Genomic DNA, 17147 nt, shown 5'->3' on the forward strand with positions numbered 1-17147 from the left:
GTCTTGAGGGGCCGCGGCGGACGCCCACCCTCGGCGCCACGGGCCCTCACCCCGGCAGGGGCCCGCCCTCGGCGCCACAGGGGCCCGCCCTCAGCGCCGGCGCCGGGCCGTTCCGAAGATCGAGCGGGAGATCTCCCGTCCCAGCTGCGTCCCGATCGACCGCGCCAGCGAGCGGAACAGCCCGCTCCCGACGACCTGTTCGGCCAGCGAGGGTTCCGGCGCGGGGGCGCGGCGCGCCGCCTTCGCCGCCTCCCTGGCCTGCTTCTCCGCCTCCGCAGCCGCCGCGGCGGCCTCCGCCTCGGCCTCGGCGGCGGCCTGTTCGGCGGTGATCCTCTCGTACGCGGACTCGCGGTCGACGGCCTCGGCGTAACGGGAGTACAGCAGCGAGGACTTCACGGCCCGGTCCAGGGCGTCCGCGTCGACCGGCCCCATCAGCGACTGCGGTGCGCGCAGCCGGGTGGCGGCGACCGGTGTCGGGGCGCCCCTCTCGCTGAGCACCGTGATGACGGCCTCGCCGGTGCCGAGCCCGGTGAGGGTCTCCTCCAGGTCGTAGGCGGAGTTGGGGAAGGTCCTCACCGTGGCCTTGAGGGCCTTCGCGTCGTCGGGGGTGAAGGCGCGCAGGGCGTGCTGGACGCGGTTGCCGAGCTGGGCCAGCACGTCCGCCGGTACGTCCTTGGGGGTCTGGGTGACGAAGAAGACGCCGATCCCCTTGGAACGGATGAGCCGGACGGTCTGGGTGATGGATTCCAGGAACGCCTTCGAGGCGCCGTTGAAGAGCAGGTGCGCCTCGTCGAAGAAGAACACCAGTTTGGGGCGGTCCAGATCGCCGACTTCGGGCAGCCCTCCGTAGAGGTCGGCCAGCAGCCACATCAGAAATGTAGAGAAAAGCTGCGGTTTGTCCTGAACCGCCGGAAGTTCCAGTACGGAGACCACTCCGCGCCCGTCGGCGGCCGTCCGGAGCAATTCGCCGGTGTCGAATTCGGGTTCGCCGAAGAATTCCGTGGCGCCCTGCTGCTCGAATGCCGTCAGGGCGCGCAGGATCACGCCGGCGGTCACCGTGGAGAGCCCGCCGATTCCCTTGAGCTCGGGCTTTCCCTTCTCGGAGACGAGGAAGGCGACCACCGCCCGCAGGTCCTTGAGGTCGATCAGCTCCAGGCCCTTGGAGTCGGCGTAGTGGAAGATCAGGCCGAGCGACTGCTCCTGCGTCTGGTTGAGCTGGAGCACCTTGGACATGAGCACCGGCCCGAAGGCCGTCACGGTGGCCCGGACCGGGATGCCGGGGCCGATCCCGCCGAGGGAGTAGAACTCGGCAGGGCAGGCCGTGGCCTCCCACTCCTGGGCGACCTCCGCGGCCCGCTGCGCGGTCTTCGCGTTCGGCGCGCCCGGCGCCGAGATGCCGGAGACGTCGCCCTTGACGTCGGCGAGGAAGACGGGCACGCCGTTCGCCGACAGCTGCTCGGCGATCAGCTGGAGCGTCTTGGTCTTGCCGGTGCCGGTGGCCCCCGCGACCAGCCCGTGCCGGTTGAGCATCGCCAGCGGGATCCTGATCTGCCGCTCGGGCAGGCACGTCCCGTCCCAGAGCAGGGCCCCCAGGTCGAGCGCGGGCCCGGTGAAGTCGTACCCGGCGGCGATCGCGGCGGCGGCCGGGACCGCCGGGTCGGTGCTCTGACTCATGCTTCCCTCCCGGAATAGCCCCGTGTGCCACTTTTGCACCGACGGCGCGAGGCTGCGCCCGGAGGCACCGGCCCGGTAGGCTTTCCGTGTGATCTTCAAGCGCATCGGAAACGGGCGGCCGTACCCCGACCACGGCCGGGAGAGCGTCCGGCAGTGGGCGGACGTCGCGCCGCGCCCGGTACGGCTCGACCAGCTCGTGACGACCAAGGGACAGCTGGACCTCGAAACGCTGCTCGCCGAGGACTCCACCTTCTACGGCGACCTCTTCGCCCACGTCGTGAAGTGGCAGGGCGACCTCTACCTGGAGGACGGGCTGCACCGCGCCGTGCGCGCGGCCCTCCAGCAGCGCCAGGTCCTGCACGCGCGCGTCCTCGAGATGGACTGATTGCGCCTTTCGGGTCTGCCTTACCCGATCAACAGATCATTTAGTAGGCATCGTTCCGGTACGGCACTACGCTGCGCCCATGAGCATGCTCACTCCCCCCGGCATGGGCGGAAAGTACCGCGTAACGGGAGCTGCCTACCCCCGTATGAGCCGTCCCCGGCGGCGTCGGAAGATCGTCCTCGCCCTGCTCGGATCCGTCGTGGCCCTGGCCCTGCTCGGCTACGGGGCGATGCAGCTCATCGACGTGTTCGGCGGCGGCGACAGCGGCAAGCACACGACGGCGGCGGCCGGGAAGAAGAACTGCCCGACGGCCTCCGCCTCCGCCAAGCCCGCCAACGCCGCGAAACCCGCCACCGCTCCGGACGCGGGCCCCGCCGCCTCCCCGCCTCCCGCGGGCAGCCTTCCGCAGCCCGGCCAGATCACCGTCAACGTCTACAACGCGACCCCCCGCTCGGGACTGGCCAAGACGGTCGCCGACGAGCTGAAGAAGCGCGGCTTCGCCATCGGCCAGGTCGGCAACGCCCCCGCCGACTTCGACAAGAAGGTCCCCGGCGCCGGGATACTGCTCGGCTCCCCGCGCACCGACAAGGGCGCGTACTCCGTCCTCGCCACCCAGCTCACCGGGGTCACCACCCAGGCCGACGCCCGCGAGGGCGCGGACATCGACCTGATCCTCGGCGACTCCTTCAAGGAGCTCAGCACGAAGGAGGACGCGGACAAGGCGCTGGCCGTCCTGGCCCACCCCGTACCCGCGCCCTCCGCGAAGTGCTGAACTCCTGACCCGCTCGCCTACTCGGCCGAGCCGTACATGCGGTCGCCCGCGTCGCCCAGGCCCGGCACGATGTAACCGTGCTCGTTCAGCCGCTCGTCGACGGCGGCCGTCACCACCGTCACCGGCGTGCCCGCGAGCTCGCGCTCCATGACCTCGACGCCCTCGGGCGCGGCCAGCAGCACCACGGCGGTCACGTCGTCCGCGCCGCGCTTGATGAGCTCCTGGATCGCGGCGACCAGCGTGCCGCCGGTGGCCAGCATCGGGTCGACGACGTACACCTGGCGGCCGGAGAGGTCCTCGGGCATGCGGGTCGCGTACGTGGAGGCCTCCAGGGTCTCCTCGTTGCGGACCATGCCCAAGAAGCCCACCTCGGCGGTCGGCAGCAGCCGCACCATGCCGTCCAGCATGCCGAGGCCGGCGCGCAGGATCGGCACGACCAGCGGACGCGGGTACGACAGCTTGACGCCGGTGGTCGGGCCGACCGGCGTCTCGATGTCGGACTGCTCCGTGCGCACGTCGCGGGTGGCCTCGTACGCGAGGAGCGTCACCAGCTCGTCGGCGAGCCGCCGGAACGTGGGGGAGTCGGTGCGCTTGTCGCGCAGCGTGGTGAGTTTGTGCGCCACCAAGGGGTGATCGACGACCTGCAAACGCACAACATCCTCCAAGACTCAGCCGGGCTTCGACCTGCGATCCGCGAACTGCGAGACCCTGCTACCTGCGAAAAAACGGTCGCCTGTGCGCGACCTGCTGGCAAAAGGCTACGCGCTGCGCGCACCCCCGCGCTGCCGCCGCGGGCCCTGAGATGCGGGCCGCCGCGCCGCCCAGCACGCTGGACGGGTGAGCAACGGACTGGTGATCGCGGCCGTCGACGGATCCGAGCACAGCCTGCGCGCCCTGGAGTGGGCCCGTACGGCGGCCCTGCGGCACGGCGCCGGGCTGCTCGTCGCCCACGTGCTGCCCGAGGTCTCCCAGCTGTACGCCGGCCGCCGCTCGGCCCTGCACGACCCGAACGAACCCGAGGAGTACCCCGACCCGGTCGGCGACCACGTGCGGAGCATCCTGGAGGCCTCCCCCGAGCTGCCCCGGGAGGTCCGCTACGAGTCCCTGGAGGGCTCGGTTCCGGCGGCCCTGCGGGTGATCAGCGGCGAGGGCTCGCCCCGGATGCTGGTGATGGGCTCCCGGGGGCGCGGCGGCTTCGCCGCGCTGCTGCTCGGCTCCAACAGCCGGGCCGTCGCCACCACCGCGAGCTGCCCGGTCGTGGTGATCCCGCACTCCGGCCGCGACGCGGCGGCCGACCCCGGCGGCGAGGCCGCGGGAGCCTCCGCCGGCAAGGTGGTGCTCGGCCTGCACGTCGTCGAGACGCCCGAGGACGTCCTGGCCTTCGCCTTCGCGGAAGCCGCCGCACGGGCGACCTCCGTCCAGGTGGTCTCGGCCTACGCGGTCCCGCCAGGGCCGACCACCCTGCTCGGCGGCCCCTTCGCGGTGATCCCGCCCGAGGCGCTCGCCGACGACGCGGACCGGGTGCCCGCCGAACGGGAGATGCTGCGGTCCCAGGCCCGGCGGCTGGAGGCGGTACGAGCCCGCTACCCGGACGTGCCCGTCGAGCAGGCCGCCGAGCCCGGGAACGCGGCCGGACGGCTGGTGGAGGCGTCCCGGTCGGCGGCGCTGGTCGTGGTGGGCCGCCACCACCCGCGCGTACGGTCGCTGCTGATCGGGTCGGTGGCGCACGCGGTGCTCCAGCACGCGCACGGCCCGGTGGCCGTCGTACCGGCCCTCACGGACGACGACGAGGTCTGACCTGGGGTGATCTGCGCCGGGGTGGCATCAAACGCGCCGGCCGGGGGAAGGTGGGAATCCGGGGGGTCTGCTCCGTGACGGCGGAGGAGGACGACCGGACCAGCCTGGGGTGGTGCCGATGCCCAAGACTCAGCCCGACGACACGGACGGAAAAGAGGCCTACGAGGCGCCGGAGACGGCGGCGCAGCGCAGGGCGCGCCGCGCGCAGTTCCTGCGCGACCTGAACGAGGCCCGTGAGCTGCGCGACCGGGTCCAGCCCCGGCGCGCCCGCGCGGCCCGGATGCGGCAGCAGATGCGGATGCGCACCTTCCGCTGGTGAGGGGGTGGACGGCCGGGCGCGTCGCCGCGCGCGCCACCGGCCCCGAGACCGGCCCCTTGACCGGCCCCTTGTCCGGGCGCGCGACCGGCGCCGCGACACGGCCGCCGTGCGGAAGACCTCTCGCAAAGCCGCTGTTTCTGCCACGATGCCGATTGGGCGGGGTGCGGACGGCAAGCGTCAGGGCCGTGCACACCCCAACCTCCGGCCGGGGGGACCTCCAACCGGCACGCCTATGACCAGTGGGAGAGTCACGGTGTATTTCGCCGCACTGCTCGCGCGCACCGAAGACGGGTGGGAAGCGAGCGACATGGAACTCGACGACGTCGAGTCCCTCAGTGATCTGATCGATCTCGCCCGTTCCGCCGCTGTCGACGACGACACGGTGGTCGCCCTCATCGAGCAGGAGGACGCCTGGTTCGGCGTCATCCGCGTGGACGGAGAGGAGGACCCGCGGTACTTCGTGTCGAACGCCTCCGTGGCCGGCCGCAGCTCCTACGGATCGATGCTGACGAAGGAGCTGCTGGGCACCGACGAGGAGGACGACGACCTCGACGAACTGGACCTGGACGGCACCGAGGACGGCGACGACGAGCCGGTCGCCGCCTACGCGGACGAGGACCACGACGAGGACGACGGGCCGCGCGGCGGCTCCGAACCCCTGCCGGCCGGCCCCCTCGGTGACCCCCGCCTGCTGGACGACCTCGGCATCGGCCACAAGGAACTGCTGACCCTCGACGGAGACGCCCTCACGGAGATCGCCGACGCCCTCGGCGCCACCGACGTGCTGGAGGCCGTCCGCTAGTGATCGCCGAGCACGACGTCACGTACCCCCCCGATCCCGTACGGGATCCCTGGCGGGACTCCATGCGCCTGGCGCTGGAGCAGGCCGCCCTGGCGGTGCCGGCCGGCGACGTGCCGGTCGGTGCCGTCGTGCTCGGCCCCGGCGGGGAGCTCCTCGCCACCGGGCACAACGAACGGGAGGCCGCCGGAGATCCCACGGCGCACGCCGAGGTGCTGGCGCTGCGCCGGGCGGCCGCCCGGCTCGGGGAGTGGCGGCTGACCGGGTGCACCCTGGTGGTGACACTGGAGCCGTGCGTGATGTGCGCGGGCGCGCTCGTCCAGTCCCGCGTCGCCCGGGTCGTCTACGGGGCGGGGGACGAGAAGGCGGGCGCGGCCGGGTCGCTGTGGGACCTCGTACGCGACCGCAGGCTCAACCACCGCCCCGAGGTGATCCGCGGGGTGCTGGAGCGGGAGTGCGCACGGCAGCTCACCGACTTCTTCCGGGAGCTCTGAGCGGGGCCCTCCGGGAGCGGTGAGCGGGGCCCTCCGGGAGCCGTGAGCAGGGCCACGCGGTGCGGATTTGCAAAGCACTCCCCACCTTGGGCTAGGATCTCTCTCGGTGGTGTGTCCGAGTGGCCGAAGGAGCTCGCCTCGAAAGCGAGTATGGGGCAACCCATCGGGGGTTCAAATCCCTCCACCACCGCCCTTGAGAGCCCCGGTTCGTACGAACCGGGGCTCTCGTGCGTCCCCGCCGTGACCGGCCCGCCCGCTCGGCCGTTGTCACGGCATGACCAAGACCCAGCGCATGCTCGCCGCCATCGCCCTCGCGGGGGCCGCCGCGGGCCTCGCCTCACCCGCCGCCTCCGCCGCTCCCCTGGACGCGGCCCCGCTCTCCCTGCCGGACCTGCCGGCCGCCGCTCCGGGCATGCCCGCCGGCGCCCAGCCCTCCGTACCCGAGATCGGCGCGCGGCTCAGCCAGGGGGCCAACCAGCTCGACCAGCTGACCGCCCTGCCCGACCACCTCGCCCCGGTGATCGCTCCCGTCGAGCCGGTCCTGGGGCTCCTGGGCGCCATCCAGTAACCCCGCCGCCACGGCGTCGGCCGCCGTCACCCCCTGCCGGCCCTCCCGCCCCTCCTTCCCCCGCCCCCGAACGCGAAGAAGGCCCCGACCGGAGTCGGGACCTTCGACGGTGGGACGGGGGAAGTGGCAATCGGGGGGACAAGCCACTTCCCCCGGTGAGGACGGGACCGCCGGCCCGAGCCGCAGTCAGGGGGGAAGCTTGCGGCTCGGGCCCCGCAGTGAGGCCCTGTCCCTCGCCCTCCGGTTTCCTGCCAGAACCGGTGGGCTCGTGCTCCATCCTGCTCCTCCCGCGACCGCCCGCGCAGCGGCAAAGGGCCCCAACCGACGGGTCATTGGTCCTTAAAGGAAAGGTGAGTGACCAAACCTGACCGGTTAGACTCACCCGACTTTGCAGCGCCGGTTGGGGAGGCCGACACCGTCCATGGACACCAAGAAGCTCATCACGGGCGTCCTCACCGTGTTCGTCCTCTTCGTGATCATCACCCAGCCCAAGCGGGCGGCGGAGATGGTGGGAATAGGCTTCCAGGGCATATCGGATGCCGCATCCGGCATCGGCGAGTTCATCACCGAACTGGTGAGCTGAAACCGCACGCCGAAGCGATTTCCGGACTTCCAGGTCCCCTACTCCGACGGGTGGGGGGCCTTTCGCGTTCACGGCCGGGGGAGCCGGTAAATGGAATACCCCTAAATGCCCAACTTGCCCTCAACACGGCCATATACGGTGCTTGCACATAGTGCACATCTCTTGTGATGCTATGACCGCTTTTGACCGTTGAGTTGATCGAAGGGGTGGCGTGACCGTGCCGGCCAGTACTGCGCCTCAGGTGCCTCCCCAGCAAGAGCTCCGCCCCCCGCACGAACCGCGCGCCGAGGTCCGCCCGCAGGAGCCGCGCCAGGGCGCCTACGGGCCCCGGCAGGAGGCTCAGGAGCCCCGGCGGGAGGCTCCGGATCCCCGGCAGGAGACTCAGGAGCCCCGGCAGGACGCGTACGAGGCCCCGCAGGAGGAGCCCGCGGTCGCGCAGGAGGAGTCCGCAGTCCCGCAGGAGGAGCCCGCGGTCCCCCCGAGGCCCCAGGGGCGGGGCGCCGACACCCGGGCACTGACCCAGGTGCTCTTCGGCCAGCTGAAGGACCTGGAGCCGGGCACCAGCGAGCACCACCGGGTGCGCGGGGCCCTCATCGAGGCCAACCTCCCGCTCGTCCGGTACGCGGCCGCCCGCTTCCGCAGCCGCAACGAGCCGATGGAGGACGTGGTCCAGGTCGGCACCATCGGCCTGATCAACGCGATCGACCGGTTCGACCCGGAGCGCGGGGTCCAGTTCCCCACCTTCGCCATGCCGACCGTCGTGGGCGAGATCAAACGGTACTTTCGCGACAACGTCCGCACCGTCCACGTGCCGCGCCGCCTCCACGAGCTGTGGGTGCAGGTCAACGCCGCCACCGAGGACCTCACCACCCTCCACGGCCGCACCCCGACCACCCCCGAGATCGCCGAGCGCCTGCGGATCAGCGAGGACGAGGTGCTGTCCTGCATCGAGGCCGGCCGCAGCTACCACGCGACCTCCCTGGAGGCCGCCCAGGAGGGCGACGGCATGCCCGGCCTGCTCGACCGGCTCGGCTACGAGGACCCCGAACTGGCCGGCGTCGAGCACCGCGACCTCGTCCGCCACCTGCTGGTCCAGCTCCCCGAGAGGGAGCAGCGGATCCTCCTGCTGCGCTACTACAACAATCTGACGCAGTCGCAGATCAGCGCGGAGCTGGGGGTCTCCCAGATGCACGTGTCACGGCTGCTCGCCCGGAGCTTCGCCCGTCTGAGATCCGCAAACAGGATCGAGGCTTAACCGGATCGGGTGGAGGCGTTCCCGCGTTTCCCTACAGAATCGGCTCATTCCGCTCGGTCGCGTCTCTGTCGCTGGAGATACTTGTCGACATGACGCTACAGCGTGTTGCCGACATGTGACATTCTGCTGGAACCGCGTTTGCCGCAGCCCCGCCTCCGGTATTCAGGTGGAGGCTGCGTTCCTCCGACGGGCGCAGAGACGCGACCGTCCGCGACCTCAAGGGGGTGGCATGTCCGCAGAACAGGGCAGCTCCAAGGTGCTCACGCTCGACACGCGTGAGCTGCCGGCAGTGTCCGACCGCTCGGAAGCCATCGACACCCGCACCCTCTCCCGCTCCCTCTTCCAGCGACTCGCCGCCCTGGACGCGGACAGCCCCGAACGGGCGTACGTACGCGACACCCTGATCGAGCTGAACCTGCCGCTGGTGCGCTACGCGGCGGCCCGTTTCCGCAGCCGCAACGAGCCGATGGAAGACATCGTCCAGGTCGGCACCATCGGCCTGATCAAGGCGATCGACCGGTTCGACTGCGAACGCGGCGTGGAGTTCCCGACGTTCGCGATGCCGACCGTCGTGGGCGAGATCAAACGATTCTTTCGGGACACTTCCTGGTCCGTCCGCGTCCCGCGCCGGCTCCAGGAGCTGCGCCTCGCGCTGACCAAGGCCAGCGACGAGCTGGCGCAGAAGCTGGACCGGTCCCCGACCGTTCCGGAGCTGGCGGCCGTGCTCGGCGTCACCGAGGAGGAGGTCGTCGACGGCCTCGCCGTCGGCAATGCCTACACCGCCTCCTCGCTCGACTCGCCCTCCCCGGAGGACGAGGGCGGTGAGGGCTCGCTCGCGGACCGGCTCGGGTACGAGGACAGCGCGCTCGAAGGCGTCGAGTATCGCGAGTCGCTCAAGCCGCTGCTCGCCAAACTCCCGCCCCGCGAGCGGCAGATCATCATGCTGCGCTTCTTCGCCAACATGACCCAGTCGCAGATCGGCGAGGAGGTCGGCATCTCCCAGATGCACGTCTCCCGGCTGCTGACCCGCACGCTCGCCCAGCTGCGCACGGGCCTGATCGGAGACTGACGCAGGGGCGCGGGGTTCACATTTGACATGGCGTCAGGAACACTGGCGCGATGCGAACGGGACCCCGCGCTGCGCTCGCCCTCACCCTCGCCCTCTGCGGCACGGCCGTCGCCGCCCTCACCGGCTGCGAGCCGGACCGGGACGGCCACGTCGTCGTCGGCGCCGCCGCCGCGGGCCCCGAGCGGGGGGCCGGAGAGAACGTGGCACCCCGCGGCGAGGTCGAGTTCCAGCCAATGGCGCCGGCCGGCACGGCCCCCTCCGCCGACGCCGCCGTCTCTACGCAGCCCAGCGCGCCCGGGTCCCGGCCCGGCGACGGCTCCGGCCAGGGCGGAGGGACGGCCACCGCCCCCGGCGGCTCCGCACCCTCCCCCGGCACCCCGCCGGACCCGGGCGCCCCGGCCGCGCCCGGCGGCACCGGGGGCGCGGGCACGGGCGGCAGCGGGGGCGGAGGCACCGGCGACACCGGCGGCGGAGGCACCGGCACCACCCCGGCCCCTCCGGCCACCCCCGGCATGCCGACCCCGCCACCTGCTCCCGGCACACCGGCCCCTCCGGCCCCACCGGCCCCTCCCGCGCCGGAGCAGCCCACCCCGGCGCGGCTCACGCTCGGCTCCCCGTCCCGCGCGGCGGCGTCCGAGCGCCGGTGCGAGCGCGTCACGGTGACGTTCACCAACACCGGCGGCACCGCGGCCCGTTCGGGCACGGTCACCTTCGCGACGCACGTCATCGGCGCCCTCGGCATCGACTGGGCCACCGTCACCACGACCCAGCCCCTCCCCGCCCCCATCGCGGGCGGCACCTCGAAGACGCAGACCTACACCGTCTGCGTGGAGGCCTGGCGGGTTCCGCTGGGCATGCACGTCGAGACCCGCGAGGTCACCGCCACCTGGAGCTGAGTACGCGCCCCGGGCGCCCCCGCCCGCCCCCGGCCGGTTTTCCGATTCCTTTACCGCCCCACCCCCCGAAATCATTTGCCTGTAGCAACCATGCGCTTCTATGGTTGCCCTAAGCAACAAGATGGGGGCGGATCCCGGTGACCACGCAGACGGCCCAGCACACCCGCTACGAGGAGCTGGCCCGCCAGCTCACCGGGATCGGCGCGGTCAAGCGCGACCTGGCCCGGATGCTGCCCCCGCACTGCCCGCCCGGCTCCGCCGCCGTCCTCACCATCCTCGACCGCCACGGCGAGATGCGGCTCAGCCGGCTCACCGAATTCATGGCCGTCGACATCTCTGTCAGCAGCCGGCACGTCGCCCACGTGGCGCAGCACGGCTGGATCGAGCGGGAGACCGACCCGGGCGACGGCCGCTGCCGGATCCTGCGCCTCACCGCGGCCGGGCGCGCCACGCTCGCCGAGCTCGGCGCCCGCTACACGGATGCGCTGGCGAAGGCACTGGCCGACTGGTCGGCCGAGGACATCGACGTACTGAACACCCTGCTGGCCCGACTCCGATCGAGCTTCTAGGCAAAGGAAACACATGGCTACGACCACACCCGACGGTGTGCGGGGAGGCGGCCGGTCGGAGACCACGTCCGACGGCGCACCCATGACCCACCCGCAGATCATGAAGGCGCTGTCCGGGCTCATGCTCGGCATGTTCGTGGCGATCCTCTCCTCCACGATCGTCTCCAACGCCCTGCCCCAGATCATCAGCGACCTCGGCGGCACCCAGTCCTCCTACACCTGGGTCGTCACCGCCGCCCTGCTGTCGATGACGGCCGCGACCCCGCTCTGGGGCAAGCTGTCCGACCTCTTCAGCAAGAAGCTGCTCGTCCAGATATCCCTGGTGATCTACGTCCTCGGCTCCGTGGTCGCGGGCATGTCCCAGAACACCGGGATGCTGATCGCCTGCCGCGTGGTGCAGGGCATCGGTGTCGGCGGCCTCTCCGCCCTCGCCCAGATCGTGATGGCCGCGATGATCTCCCCGCGCGAGCGCGGCCGCTACAGCGGCTACCTCGGGGCGGTCTTCGCCGTCGCGACCGTCGGCGGGCCGCTGCTCGGCGGCGTCATCACCGACACCGAGTGGCTGGGCTGGCGCTGGTGCTTCTACGTCGGCGTGCCGTTCGCGGTGATCGCGCTGATCGTGCTCCAGAAGACCCTGCGGCTCCCGGTGGTCCGCCGCGACGTCAAGGTCGACTGGCTGGGCGCCTTCCTGATCAGCGGGGCCGTCTCGCTGCTGCTGATCTGGGTGACCCAGGCCGGGGACTCGTACGACTGGGTCTCCTGGACCACCCTGGCGATGACCGGCGGCGCGGTGGTGCTCGGGCTGCTCTTCGTCCTCGTGGAGTCCCGCGCCAGCGAGCCGATCATCCCGCTGCGGCTGTTCCGCAACAAGACCATCAGCCTGGCGTCGGCCGCCTCGCTCTTCGTCGGCATCGCGATGTTCTCCGGAACGGTCTTCTTCAGCCAGTACTTCCAGCTGGCCCGGGGCGAGTCCCCCACCATGTCGGGCATCCTGACCATCCCGATGATCGGCGGCCTCTTCGTCTCCTCCACGGTCTCCGGCCAGATCATCACCAAGACCGGCAAGTGGAAGGCCTGGCTGGTCTCCGGCGGCGTGCTGCTGACCGCCGGCCTCGGACTGCTGGGCACCCTGCGCCACGACACCCCGTACTGGCACATCGCGCTCTACATGGCGCTGACCGGGCTCGGCCTCGGCATGATGATGCAGAACCTGGTCCTCGCGACGCAGAACCAGGTGGCCCCCGAAGACCTCGGCGCCGCCAGCTCCGTCGTCACCTTCTTCCGCTCCCTCGGCGGCGCCATGGGCGTCTCGGCGCTGGGCGCGGTCATGGCCCACCGCGTCACCCACTACGTCCAGGACGGGCTGGCCGCGCTCGGCCCGAAGGCGGCGGCCCTGGGGCACGGCGGCACCGGCGGCGGAGGGATCCCCGACCTCGACAAGCTGCCCGCGCCGTTCCGGACCGTCATCGAGTCCGCGTACGGGCACGGCGTCGGCGACGTCTTCCTGTACTCCGCCCCGACCGCGCTGCTCGCGCTGGTGCTGGTGCTGTTCATCAAGGAGGTCGCGCTGAAGTCGAAGCCGGCCCTGCACAGCGCCGGCGCCGAGGGCAGCACCTCCGGGACGGCCACGGAGACCGCCGGCGCCGGCGCCGCACGGGCCGAGGCCTGATCCCGCCCCGGCCGGCGTGAGCGGCCCGGGCCCGGACCCCGGCGGGGTTCAGGCCCGGGCCGCCCCCGTATGCGCGGCCTTGGCCTCGATACCGGCGATCAGCACGTCCAGGGCGAGGGCGAACTCCGCCTCGGGTGCCCGCCGCACGGCGCCGCCCGAGCCGCCCAGGGCGCAGCCGTTCAGGAACTGGGCGACGGCCAGGTGCGCGCCCCTGCGGGCGGCGTCCGCCAGGCCCGTGGCCTCCAGCAGCCGGTGCAGCGCGGCGTCGAAGGCACGGGCGTGCGGGCCGATGTTCGGGTAGGCGACGCTGAGCGGCGCCACCCACGGATGGTCCGCCAGCAGCCGGCGGTAGCCGCAGGCGAGCGCGCGCAGCCGGGCCGGCCAGCCCTCCCGGGGGGACTGGCCGGCCGGCAGCCGCTGCTGGCCCAGGACGCTGTCCAGGGCCAGTTCGAGCAGATCGTGCTTGGTGTCCACGTACCAGTACAGGGACATCGCGGTGACCCCGAGCTCGGCGGCCAGCCGGCGCATCGAGAACCGGCCGAGCCCCTCCGCGTCCAGCAGCCGCACGGTGGCGGCGGTGATCCGGTCCCGGTCCAGGCCCGAGGGCGCCTCGCTCCGGCGTCTGGTGGGGGCGGCGGGCCTTGCGGTCAGCCACACACTGGTCCTGGCGTCGCCCGGATCAGCCTCGGTCACCATGGAGGCGCCCTCCTCACCACAAGGGGATCAGCCCGGAATGCCCGGTCCGCCCTCTTGATGCTAGGGGGTCGTCAGGTCGTAGAAGGCGGTACCGCCGATGGTGGTGGCCTTGAAGTTCGCCTTCACCCACGTGTCGATGGCCGTACCCGCCGCTCCGCCGGGACCTCCCGTGCCGCCCGGCCGGTTCGTGGCCGTGCCCCCCTCGCGGGAGGCACCGTCGGTGCCGCCCTGGGAGATGAACCAGTGGATCTTCCCCGCCTTCACGTACGCCTTGAACTGCTCCAGCGTGGGCGAGGGGTCGCTGCCGTTGAAGCCGCCGATCGGCATCACGGGCGCTCCGGAGGCCAGCTGGTAACTCGCCGCGTTCTGGGAGCCGATGGTGGCCGCCGCCCAGGTGTAGCGGTCGGCGTCGGTACTCAGCGCGGTCTTGGCCTCCGCGCCGACCCGGGTACCGCCCAGCAGTCCGCCGGGGCCGCCGCCGTCACCGCCCGGGCGGTCGCGGCCGTCCTGGCCGCCGCCGGGGGCGCCGCCCGGGGCGCCCTGGCCGCCGGCGCCGCCCGGACCGCCGTTCGGCCCCGTGGTGCCGGGTCCGCCCATCGGGCCACCGCCCTGCTGCGCTCCCCCCGGGAACCCGCCCGGCGCACCCTGACCGCCCGGCGCACCCTGGCCACCCGGCGCACCCTGGCCGGCGGGGCCGCCGCCGAACTGCTCGCCGCCGGGGCCGAAGCGCATCCCGCCCGGGCCCCCCGGTCCGCCCCGGCCGCCCGCCACCGCCGGGCCGGCCGTCGGGATGGACCCGGTGTGGCCGGTGCCGATGGTGGTCAGGCAGTACGCGAACGGTCCCGCCAGGGCCGCTCCCAGCCCCAGTGCCGCAATCGCCGGCAGCACCCGGCGCCCGAAGCGGGCCGCGAACGGCAGCAGGACGGCGGCGAGCAGGCCCGCGACCAGCACCGCCCAGCGCAGCCACGGCAGGTAGCCGGAGGCGCGGCCGAGGAGCACGTACGACCAGAGCGCGGTCAGGACGAGCGTCCCGGACAGGGTGACCGAGGCGGCCCGGCTGCCGCGCTCCTCCCAGAGCACGGCCGCGCCCATGCCGACCAGGGCGGCCACGAAGGGGGCCAGCGCGACCGTGTAGTACTCGTGGAAGATGCCCTGCATGTAGCTGAAGACGAGTGCGGTGATCAGCAGCGAGCCGCCCCAGGCGAGGAAGGCCGCGCGGGCCATGCCCTCCAGGGAGTCGGTGGCCCTGCGGGCCCGCCAGGTCACCACGAGCCCGGCCACCAGCAGGACCAGCGCCGCCGGCAGCAGCCAGGAGATCTGGCCGCCGACGTTGGACGAGAACAGCCGGTCGAAGCCGGTCTCCCCCCAGCCGCCGCCCCGGAGGCCCGGACCGGCCTCCGGCATCCCGTACGCCCCCGCCCCGTCGGCCGTGGCCCGGCCGCCGCCGACGCTGCCCGTCTCGTTGCCGTTCAGCCGGCCGAGGCCGTTGTAGCCGAAGGTGAGCTCCAGGAAGGAGTTCTTCTGCGAACCGCCGATGTACGGGCGGGACGCGGCGGGCCACAGCTCCACCACGGCCACCCACCAGCCGCCGGACACCAGCGCGGCCAGCCCGGCGAGCAGCAGCTGCCCGAGCCTGCGGCGCAGCCGGGTCGGCGCGCAGACCGCGTACAGCAGCGCCAGGGGCGGCAGGATGACGAAGGCCTGCAGGGTCTTCGTCAGGAAGCCCAGGCCGATCGCCACCCCGGCCGCCACCAGCCACCCGGTCCGCGCGCCGTCCAGGGCGCGGAGCACGCAGTACACGGTGACGGTCAGCAGCAGGGTCAGCAGCGCGTCGGGGTTGTTGAAGCGGAACATCAGCGCGGCCACGGGCGTGAGCGCGAAGGCGGTCCCGCTCAGCAGCGCGGCGCCGGGCCCGAACTGGCGCCGCACGGAGGCGTACAGCACGGCGGTGGTGCCGACACCCATCAGGGCCTGCGGTACGAGGATCTGCCAGGAGCCGAGCCCGAACAGCCGGACGGACAGCGCCATCGGCCACAGGGCGGCCGGGGGCTTGTCGACGGTGATGGAGTTCCCGGCGTCGGAGGAGCCGAAGAAGAAGGCCTTCCAGCTCTCGGAGCCGGCCTGGACGGCGGCGGAGTAGAAGGAGTTGGCGTAGCCGGAGGACCCCAGGTTCCACAGCAGCAGCACGGCGGTGGCGACCAGCAGCGCCGCGTACGCGGGCCGTTCCCAGCGGGGACGGGAAGCCGTGGCGCGGTCCGCGGCCACGGCCCCGGGCGCGGCGGGCGCCGGTTCGGGGAAGGGTGAGTCGAAGGGCGGTACTGCGGTGGTCATCGGTGGTCGTCCTTCACGGGAGTGGTGCGCCGCTCGGGGAAGACCCAGGCGCGGAAGAGCAGGAACCGCAGCACGGTGGCGGCGAGGTTGGCCGTGATCAGGACGGCCAGCTCGGTGCCGTGGGCGGGGTCGGCGGCGGCCGCGTCGAGGGCGGCGAGCGAACCGCTGGTCAGGGCCAGGCCGATGCCGAACACCACGAGCCCCTGGGCCTGGTGGCGGACGGCGCGGTCGCGGCCCCGGACGCCGAAGGTGAGCCGGCGGTTGGCGGCGGTGTTGGCGACGGCGGAGACCAGCAGGGCGGCCGCGTTGGCGAGCTGCGGTCCGGCGCCGAGCCGGAAGAGGGAGTACAGGGCGAGGTAGCAGAGGGTGGACAGCACCCCGACCACGCAGAAGCCGAGGAGCTGGCGGGCCAGCCCGCGCGGCACCCCGGGCAGGGCGGTGCGGTCGCGCGGGTCGTCGCCGAAGGGGCGGGCGAGCCGGTCGAGCGGGAGCGCTCCGACCGCCAGGGCCCGGCCCACCCGCCAGACGCCCTTCAGGTCCTCGGTCGCGGTCTTCACGATGTGGACCGTGGAGTCGGGATCGTCGACCCAGTCCACCGGCACCTCGTGGATCCGCAGCCCGGCCCGCTCGGCCAGCACCAGCATCTCGGTGTCGAAGAACCAGCCGGTGTCCTCCACCAGCGGCAGGAGCCGCTCCGCGACCTCGCGCCGGATGGCCTTGAACCCGCACTGGGCGTCGCTGAACCGCGCGGCGAGGGAGGAGCGCAGCAGGAGGTTGTAGGCGCGGGAGACGAACTCCCGCTTGGCTCCCCGCACGACCCGCGAGGAACGGGCGAGCCGGGTGCCGATGGCCAGGTCGGAGTGGCCGGAGATCAGCGGGGCGACCAGCGGCAGCACCGCGTTCAGGTCGGTGGAGAGGTCCACGTCCATGTACGCGAGAACGGGCGCCTCCGAGCACGACCAGACGGTGCGCAGGGCGCGCCCGCGGCCCTTCTCCTCCAGCCGGAAGCTGCGTACCGCCTCGATCTCGGCGGCGAGGCCGGCCGCGATCTGGGGGGTGCGGTCGGTGCTGGCGTTGTCGGCGATGGTGATGCGGAAGGCGTACGGGAACGTACGCGTGAGGTGTGCGTGGAGCCGGCGGACGCAGGGGCCGAGGTCCTTCTCCTCGTTGAAGACCGGGATCACCACGTCGAGTACGGGCTCGCCGGGCACGGACGCCAGGGGCGCCCGGGCCGGGAGGGCGTCGGGAGAGGTGTCGGTTGGCATGCTCCG

General features: G+C 72.8%; 18 protein-coding genes and 1 tRNA gene. 14 read left to right on the forward strand and 5 right to left on the reverse strand.

Features of this window, described 5'->3' with window-relative positions:
• Nucleotides 1-90 precede the first annotated feature (90 nt).
• A complete protein-coding gene (locus tag AC069X_RS08755) occupies nt 91-1674 on the reverse strand; it encodes a helicase HerA-like domain-containing protein (protein ID WP_478726529.1) in 1584 nt (527 codons plus the stop codon).
• Nucleotides 1675-1762: 88 nt separating this feature from the next.
• Between AC069X_RS08755 and AC069X_RS08760 the strand changes: the two genes are divergently transcribed.
• Both AC069X_RS08760 and AC069X_RS08765 read left to right on the forward strand, forming a co-directional pair.
• Nucleotides 1763-2059 (forward strand): type II toxin-antitoxin system VapB family antitoxin, encoded by a 297-nt coding sequence (locus AC069X_RS08760; protein ID WP_007265358.1) that lies wholly within the window; start codon nt 1763-1765, stop codon nt 2057-2059.
• A 103-nt stretch (nt 2060-2162) separates the two neighbouring features.
• A complete protein-coding gene (locus AC069X_RS08765) occupies nt 2163-2831 on the forward strand; it encodes a LytR C-terminal domain-containing protein (RefSeq protein WP_478727002.1) in 669 nt (222 codons plus the stop codon).
• Between the two features lie 17 nt (nt 2832-2848).
• Here the strand turns inward: AC069X_RS08765 and upp are convergent, their stop codons facing one another.
• A complete protein-coding gene (upp, locus tag AC069X_RS08770; protein ID WP_007265356.1) occupies nt 2849-3484 on the reverse strand; it encodes a uracil phosphoribosyltransferase in 636 nt (211 codons plus the stop codon).
• Nucleotides 3485-3668: 184 nt separating this feature from the next.
• Between upp and AC069X_RS08775 the strand changes: the two genes are divergently transcribed.
• The 12 genes from AC069X_RS08775 (at nt 3669) to AC069X_RS08830 (ending at nt 12849) form a co-directional block, all read left to right on the forward strand.
• Nucleotides 3669-4628 (forward strand): universal stress protein, encoded by a 960-nt coding sequence (locus AC069X_RS08775; RefSeq protein ID WP_478726531.1) that lies wholly within the window; start codon nt 3669-3671, stop codon nt 4626-4628.
• A 118-nt stretch (nt 4629-4746) separates the two neighbouring features.
• Nucleotides 4747-4947, forward strand: coding sequence for a hypothetical protein (locus tag AC069X_RS08780; RefSeq protein WP_478726533.1), 201 nt, complete (start codon nt 4747-4749; stop codon nt 4945-4947).
• Nucleotides 4948-5200: 253 nt separating this feature from the next.
• Nucleotides 5201-5749, forward strand: a complete 549-nt coding sequence (locus AC069X_RS08785; RefSeq protein ID WP_478726535.1) for a tRNA adenosine deaminase-associated protein — start codon at nt 5201-5203, stop codon at nt 5747-5749.
• Nucleotides 5750-5811: 62 nt separating this feature from the next.
• Nucleotides 5812-6240, forward strand: coding sequence for a tRNA adenosine(34) deaminase TadA (tadA, locus tag AC069X_RS08790; protein ID WP_478727004.1), 429 nt, complete (start codon nt 5812-5814; stop codon nt 6238-6240).
• 105 nt (nt 6241-6345) lie between these two features.
• Nucleotides 6346-6430 (forward strand) — tRNA-Ser (locus AC069X_RS08795).
• 84 nt (nt 6431-6514) lie between these two features.
• Nucleotides 6515-6808, forward strand: a complete 294-nt coding sequence (locus tag AC069X_RS08800; protein ID WP_478726536.1) for a hypothetical protein — start codon at nt 6515-6517, stop codon at nt 6806-6808.
• 421 nt (nt 6809-7229) lie between these two features.
• Nucleotides 7230-7391: a hypothetical protein gene (locus tag AC069X_RS08805; RefSeq protein ID WP_249766958.1), complete on the forward strand. Its 162-nt coding sequence runs from the start codon at nt 7230-7232 to the stop codon at nt 7389-7391.
• Nucleotides 7392-7632: 241 nt separating this feature from the next.
• Nucleotides 7633-8646 (forward strand): RNA polymerase sigma factor SigF, encoded by a 1014-nt coding sequence (locus AC069X_RS08810; protein WP_478726538.1) that lies wholly within the window; start codon nt 7633-7635, stop codon nt 8644-8646.
• A 229-nt stretch (nt 8647-8875) separates the two neighbouring features.
• Nucleotides 8876-9715 carry an RNA polymerase sigma factor SigF gene (locus AC069X_RS08815; protein ID WP_478726540.1) on the forward strand — a complete coding sequence of 280 codons (840 nt, stop codon included), beginning with the start codon at nt 8876-8878 and terminating at the stop codon, nt 9713-9715.
• A gap of 50 nt (nt 9716-9765) precedes the next feature.
• Nucleotides 9766-10611, forward strand: coding sequence for a hypothetical protein (locus tag AC069X_RS08820; protein ID WP_478726542.1), 846 nt, complete (start codon nt 9766-9768; stop codon nt 10609-10611).
• 137 nt (nt 10612-10748) lie between these two features.
• Nucleotides 10749-11180: a MarR family winged helix-turn-helix transcriptional regulator gene (locus tag AC069X_RS08825; RefSeq protein ID WP_478726544.1), complete on the forward strand. Its 432-nt coding sequence runs from the start codon at nt 10749-10751 to the stop codon at nt 11178-11180.
• Nucleotides 11181-11193: 13 nt separating this feature from the next.
• Nucleotides 11194-12849: an MDR family MFS transporter gene (locus tag AC069X_RS08830; RefSeq protein WP_478726546.1), complete on the forward strand. Its 1656-nt coding sequence runs from the start codon at nt 11194-11196 to the stop codon at nt 12847-12849.
• A gap of 48 nt (nt 12850-12897) precedes the next feature.
• On the opposite strand, the gene AC069X_RS08835 is transcribed toward AC069X_RS08830, so the two are convergent.
• Genes AC069X_RS08835 through AC069X_RS08845 form a run of 3 tightly spaced genes read right to left on the reverse strand, consistent with a single transcriptional unit; the run spans nt 12898 to nt 17141 of the window.
• A complete protein-coding gene (locus AC069X_RS08835) occupies nt 12898-13545 on the reverse strand; it encodes a TetR/AcrR family transcriptional regulator (protein WP_478726548.1) in 648 nt (215 codons plus the stop codon).
• A 60-nt stretch (nt 13546-13605) separates the two neighbouring features.
• Nucleotides 13606-15876: a glycosyltransferase family 39 protein gene (locus AC069X_RS08840; protein WP_478726550.1), complete on the reverse strand. Its 2271-nt coding sequence runs from the start codon at nt 15874-15876 to the stop codon at nt 13606-13608.
• Nucleotides 15873-17141: a bifunctional glycosyltransferase family 2/GtrA family protein gene (locus AC069X_RS08845; protein ID WP_478726552.1), complete on the reverse strand. Its 1269-nt coding sequence runs from the start codon at nt 17139-17141 to the stop codon at nt 15873-15875. The genes AC069X_RS08840 and AC069X_RS08845 overlap by 4 nt, the downstream gene beginning before the upstream one ends.
• Nucleotides 17142-17147 lie beyond the last annotated feature (6 nt).

This window comes from Streptomyces sp. NPDC043896 (assembly GCF_056435605.1).